Origin of the sequence: Brachyspira hampsonii 30446, assembly GCF_000316195.1 — a bacterium.
GTDB lineage: Bacteria > Spirochaetota > Brachyspiria > Brachyspirales > Brachyspiraceae > Brachyspira > Brachyspira hampsonii_C.
Genome location: NZ_JH994111.1, coordinates 760,549 through 766,548, shown reverse-complemented (window position 1 = coordinate 766,548; position 6,000 = coordinate 760,549). Strand labels below are relative to the sequence as shown.

Sequence of the window (6,000 nt, the reverse complement as noted above, 5' to 3'; positions counted from 1 at the left end):
TCAGCTAAAAATATATAGAAAATGAACTCACTATATATGCTTACGACTCTTATATTTGGTTTTATAGTATTTTAGAATTATTATTTTTTATTATTGCTAATATTACTAATAAAAATTAATTATATTATAACTTTTTAAAGAGATAAATTATCTAAAAACAATGATACAAAAAAGCCGTACTAATTATCAGTACGGCAACAATGAACCGGTGACGGGTTTCGAACCCGCGAGTGCAGGAATGAAAATCCTGTGTGTTAAACCTCTTCACCACACCGGCATATATTATTAAAGAACTAAAGTTTGATATGAGCCAAGAAGGGTTCGAACCTTCGACAACCGCCTTAAAAGGGCGATGCTCTACCGACTGAGCTATTGGCCCGGTTATTTTCACATTCTCTCAAATGTTTGTATATAATACTATATTATTAATTTTTTGTCAAGTAGAAAATAGATTTTTTTTCCATTAATTAAATATATTCCAAGGATTATTTAAAGGCAAATCAGCTTCAACATATATTTCTTCATCTTTTGTGGGATGAGGAAATTTAAGACTTTTAGCAAATAAAGCCAAAGGTACATCATTTCTATCATACTTTATATAACTTCCGTACTTCCTATCGCCGTATATAGCATGACCTATATTAGCAAGCTGAACCCTTATCTGATGGAATCTGCCTGTCTCTAATTCTATTTTTAATAAACTTAAATTTTTTATTATATCCTCTTTTACAACATTATATTTTAATTTGGCTATTTTGGCATTTTTTGTATTCTCAAAAACAACCTGAGATATATTACCCAATTTATTTGTTTTCTTAATGAGATAATTTTCAAGTCTACATTCTTTTTCTAACAGTATACCATTAACAACAGCATAATAAGTCTTTTCAAATTTTCTATCTCTTATAGCTTCGCTTAATCTTGAAGCAGCCTTTGATGTTTTGGCAAATACTATTACTCCTGAAACAGGTCTGTCCAATCTATGCACAAGTCCTAAAAATACATTTCCTTTTTTATTGTACTTTATTTTTATATAATCTTTAACATTCTCAAAAAAAGAAACATCACCTGTTATATCGCCTTGTGTAGGTATATTAGGGGGCTTTACAGCTGCTATTATATGATTATCCTCATAGAGCGGATTAATATAATTACTCATTTCTTTTTCTATATTCATATTATTTGCCATTATTATTTATTAAGAGTTATATAGTATATTATTGATTATTATATAAGCGGTGGGGGGATGTGCCTAGTCAGGGAATCGAACCCTAGACACAAGGATTTTCAGTCCTTTGCTCTACCAACTGAGCTAACTAGGCAAGTGAAGATTATTATAGCATACAAATAAAAAATGTCAAGCAGTGATTTAAAAATTATTACAAAAAATATTTTTTTTGGTTTATAAGGTATATATTTTGACAAATAGCGGTATTAAATATATAATGTACAGAAATTTTCACTATTTCTGATTTATAAATGCAGTCAGAATATTATAATTTTATCATTTTTTATGCAGGTAATATATGACAAAGAAAAAAGACAGAATAATAACATTTTCATTAATAGTTGTAATTATAATATTAATAAATGCAATAGCAAATCAATTTACTCCTATGATAGATTTAACCAAAGATAAAGTTTATTCTTTGAGTAAAGAAAGCAAGAATTTAGTTAAAAATTTAAAAGAGCCTATGAGTGTAAAATTTTTTGTTACACCAAATTTACCGCCGCCATTTTCTACTTATGAAAAGTATATAAAAGATTTATTTGAAGGATATAAAGCAGCAGGCGGAAAAAATATTAGCTTTGAAGTGATAGATGCATCAAAACATTCAGATTTAGCCAATCAGTACAGAATAAATCCTACACAAATAAGCGTATTAGAAAAGGATCAAACTCAAACTAAAGTAGCATATATGGGACTTTCTTTCATATATGGTGATTCCATAGAAACAATACCATTTGTACAATCCACTGAAGGTTTAGAATACAATATAGATACAACAATAAGAAAAATGATGGATAAAAATGACAGATTAGCAAGATTAGAAAATAATTTGAATGTTTATTATGTATCTTCAAAAGAAATATATGATCTTCTTCCTATAGGGGCATTTGAGCTTATACCAGACTCTATTATGAAGGCTGTTGCTGATGCTAATATAGATTTAATGAATAAAGTAAGATTTATAAATGTAGATATGTCTAACCCTAGTCCCGAAAATGAAGAATTATTAAAAAAACTTAATGTTAAAAAAATTGAATGGGACGATATAAAAGATCCTGATGGAAATATAGTAGCAAATAAAGGAAGTGCTTATTTTTCATTAGTTTTAGAAAACGGCGATGATATAAGACAGCTTTCAACATCATACATATTGTATGGAGCCTTTGATGAAATAAAAAATGAAATTTCAAAGAATATAGACAGTATGCTTGGACTTAAAGCAACCATAGGATATGTACAAGGGCATGAAGAAGCTAATTATATAACAATACCGCCTCAATTCGGAGGAAATCCTAATGATGCTTATGACAGTGTAAGCGAATATGTAACTGAAATACAGGGCAATTATAATTTTGAAGCTGTTGATATCGCATTGAATGATATACCTTCTAGCATAGATGCATTGATTATAGCAGGAAGTAAAACTGCATTCAGCGATTATGAATTATATAAATTGGATCAGTTTATTATGAGCGGAAAGCCTGTATTATTTATGCTTAATGGTGTAGAGATAAACCAAGATGATCCAGCTGCTCAGATGTATGGTCCTAAACTTATACCTGTTACAAACAGACTTAATGAAATACTTAATAATTATGGATTTACTGTAGCAGAAAATATGATATTTGATGATAATGCATATAAAGCTCAATTACAGCAAGGTATGCCTGAACAAAAAATGTACTATATACCTTTGATAGCTTCTGAAAATATAAATGCTAAAAATGATATAACTAAGAGTATTAATCTTCTTCTTACACCTATATCATCAGAAATTATAACAAATACAAATAATACAGATATAAAAGTTACCCCTTTGATTTATACTAGCGATAAAAGCTGGGTTGAAACAGAAAACTTTGCATCTTCTATGACAGGAATGCCTCAGGATTCAAGCAGATTATCAAAAAGGCTTTTAGCAGCTTCATTTGAAGGAAAAATGAATAGTGCATTTGCTGGAAAAGATATACCTTCTTCAACAAATGCTCAAAATAATATTAACAGCAGTATAAACAGAATAAACTCTACTACAAGCGGAAGAGTTATAGTTGTTGGTTCTTATGAAATGGCTAAAAACAGTGCATATACTGCTAATAAAATATTTCTGATGAATTTAGTTGATTATATGGCAGGCGATACAGGACTTATGAGCATAAGAAGAAAAGGTGCTGTATTTAATCCTCCTTATCAAGTACCTGAAACAGTTAAGCTTTTTGTAAGAGTAATAAATATAGTTATGCTTCCTGCGGCTGTTATAGTATTTGGGCTTATGTTATGGAGTTCCGACAAGAAAAGAAGACAGAAAATCTTTGAAAAGTTTAACAGCAAAGCTGAATAAATAATTTTAATGCTTTATAATTATTTTTCGCTTTGACAATTTACACTCTTTTGTTATAATAAAATCATGAAAAAAACAAAAGATATTAATGTTTTAAATGATTACTTTGTGAGATATCTATTCTCATCTACAGATAGTAATCATATACTGCTTGACTTTATTAATTCAATAATGCTTGATTCTAATATGAAAACTTTTAGAGCTGTTGAAATTCTTACACCTTTTAACTATAAAGAAAATTACGAGGATAAAGAAACTATTGCAGATGTAAAGTGTATAACTCAAAACGGTACTGTTGTTATAATAGAAATCCAACTTCAAGGCAATTCAAGATTTCCAGAACGAATATTATATTATTGGGCTTCAAATTACAGTAAATTATTAAAGCATGGAGAAAAATACGATGCCTTAACTCCTGTAATTAGTATTAATTTACTTAACTTCAATTTAGATAATTCAAATAATATTCATTCATGCTATATGATTTATGAAACGGTTAATAATAGATTATTGACAGATCATTTACAAATTCATATAATTGAACTCAAAAAATTTCAATATAATTTATTACAGCCGGATTTAAACTGTTGGCTTAAATTTTTAACAATGAAAGAAAAAGATAATAAGGAGCTTATTATGTCAGATTTAGTAAAAGAAAAACCCATAATGGAAGAAGTACAAAAAAGATACAATAACTTTATTAAAGATAGATTAATGATGAATGAATACAACAAAAGAGAAGCGTATCTGTACGGTAATCAAATAATGCTTGAAGAAGAAAGAAGATTAGGAATTGAAGAAGGTATCAGAAAAGGAATAGAACAAGGAATAGAACAAGGTAAAAAAGAACAGCAAATATCTATAGCTAAAAGTTTTAAGAATGCCGGCATAGACATAAAAATTATAAGTGAAAATACAGGATTAAGTATAGAAGAAATAGAAAAATTATGATAAAAACTGATAGTATATAATAGCAGTTTTTATAAACAAAATGAATAAAATAAAAAAATATGGCTAAAAAAAATAACACTATATTCGTATGCGATAATTGCGGAGAAAGCACAATTAATTGGATGGGTAAATGTCCTTCATGTGGTTCTTGGAATAGTTTAAAACCTTTTACAGAGCCGTCTCAGGACACTAGTAAATCCATAAGAGAAAGAACTTCGGCATCAGCTAATACTGACAAAGCATCATTGACTCCGCTAAAAAAAATAAAAACTAATGATAGAACTAGAATATCAACAAATATAGATGAGCTTAACAGAGTATTAGGCGGAGGAATAGTACAGGGAAGCGTTATATTAATAGGCGGAGAGCCGGGAATAGGTAAATCTACCCTACTCCTTCAAACTGCATCTAATATTGCTAAAAATGAAAAGGTTTATTATTTCACAGGAGAAGAATCTCTTGAACAAATAAAATTAAGAGCAGACAGACTAACATTAGAAGATTCTGACTTCTTAATATCTTCAGAATCGAATTGTGATAATATAATAAACACTTTATTAGATGACTCTCCAACTCTTGCTATAATAGACTCTATACAAACAATATACAGTCCATCTACAAATAGCATAGCAGGATCTCCAGCACAAATAAAAAACTGTGCTTGGGCTTTGATGCAGACTGCTAAATTAAAAAACATAACAATATTTTTAGTGGGACATATCACAAAAGAAGGTACTATAGCAGGACCCAAGATACTAGAACATATAGTAGACTGCGTATTATATTTTGAAGGAGATGATAAAGGAATATACAGAATATTGAGGGCTGTGAAGAATCGTTATGGTGCTGTTGATGAAGTTGGAATATTTGAGATGGCAGAAAAAGGATTAATGGAAGTAAAAGATCCTTCAAGGGTATTTACAAGAGGCATTAATGAATCAGTATTTGCTGGAAATGTAATAACTCCTGTTATAGAAGGAAGCAGAGTATTTTGCGTAGAACAGGAGGCATTAGTAGGAAGCAGTGCATTTGGATATCCTAGAAGGCTTACTATAGGTTATGATCAGTACAGACTACTCATAATAATAGCGATACTAGAAAAAAGGGCACATTTAAATCTTTCAAATCAAGATGTATACATAAACATAGCAAACGGACTCAATGTCAAAGAAACCGCAAGCGATTTAGCAATAGCAATGGCAATAGCTTCAAGTATGTCAGGTATATCAATTCAGAGAACTACTGCCTATATTGGAGAATTGGGGCTTTCTGGCGAAGTAAGACCGGTTAGATTTATAGAAAGAAGGATAAAAGAGATGCAGAAATTCTCTCTTAAGGAAGTATACATATCTAAGAGGGCTGTAAAAGAAATTAAAAATCCTGGTAATATAAATATAATAGGCATAGATCATATATCTGAAGCTGTTAAAAGACTTGGTATTGGAAATTAATAAAAATTTACGAATCAAAAAAAGACTTG

4 protein-coding genes and 3 tRNA genes are annotated in these 6,000 nt (G+C 29.6%); 3 read left to right on the top strand and 4 right to left on the bottom strand.

What is annotated here, in order from left to right:
- Positions 1-203: 203 nt before the first annotated feature.
- The 4 genes from A966_RS08205 to A966_RS08190 form a co-directional block, all read right to left on the bottom strand.
- Positions 204-277, bottom strand: a tRNA-Glu gene (locus A966_RS08205).
- A 29-nt stretch (positions 278-306) separates the two neighbouring features.
- Positions 307-379 (bottom strand) — tRNA-Lys (locus A966_RS08200).
- An 84-nt stretch (positions 380-463) separates the two neighbouring features.
- A complete protein-coding gene (locus A966_RS08195; RefSeq protein ID WP_008724497.1) occupies positions 464-1,177 on the bottom strand; it encodes an RluA family pseudouridine synthase in 714 nt (237 codons plus the stop codon).
- 72 nt (positions 1,178-1,249) lie between these two features.
- Positions 1,250-1,322, bottom strand: a tRNA-Phe gene (locus A966_RS08190).
- Positions 1,323-1,526: 204 nt separating this feature from the next.
- Between A966_RS08190 and A966_RS08185 the strand changes: the two genes are divergently transcribed.
- The 3 genes from A966_RS08185 (at position 1,527) to radA (ending at position 5,971) form a co-directional block, all read left to right on the top strand.
- Positions 1,527-3,569, top strand: a complete 2,043-nt coding sequence (locus A966_RS08185) for a GldG family protein (RefSeq protein WP_008724495.1) — start codon at positions 1,527-1,529, stop codon at positions 3,567-3,569.
- Between the two features lie 66 nt (positions 3,570-3,635).
- Positions 3,636-4,520 (top strand): Rpn family recombination-promoting nuclease/putative transposase, encoded by an 885-nt coding sequence (locus A966_RS08180; RefSeq protein ID WP_008724493.1) that lies wholly within the window; start codon positions 3,636-3,638, stop codon positions 4,518-4,520.
- A 59-nt stretch (positions 4,521-4,579) separates the two neighbouring features.
- Positions 4,580-5,971, top strand: coding sequence for a DNA repair protein RadA (radA, locus tag A966_RS08175; RefSeq protein WP_008724492.1), 1,392 nt, complete (start codon positions 4,580-4,582; stop codon positions 5,969-5,971).
- The last annotated feature ends 29 nt before the right edge of the window (positions 5,972-6,000 follow it).

Excerpts from the sequence above, each read along its gene's own strand:
- A966_RS08185 (WP_008724495.1), top strand. The coding sequence starts at position 1,527 with ATGACAAAGAAAAAAGACAGAATAATAACATTTTCATTAATAGTTGTA.
- radA (WP_008724492.1), top strand. The coding sequence starts at position 4,580 with ATGGCTAAAAAAAATAACACTATATTCGTATGCGATAATTGCGGAGAA.
- A966_RS08180 (WP_008724493.1), top strand. The coding sequence starts at position 3,636 with ATGAAAAAAACAAAAGATATTAATGTTTTAAATGATTACTTTGTGAGA.
- A966_RS08195 (WP_008724497.1), bottom strand. The coding sequence starts at position 1,177 with ATGAATATAGAAAAAGAAATGAGTAATTATATTAATCCGCTCTATGAG.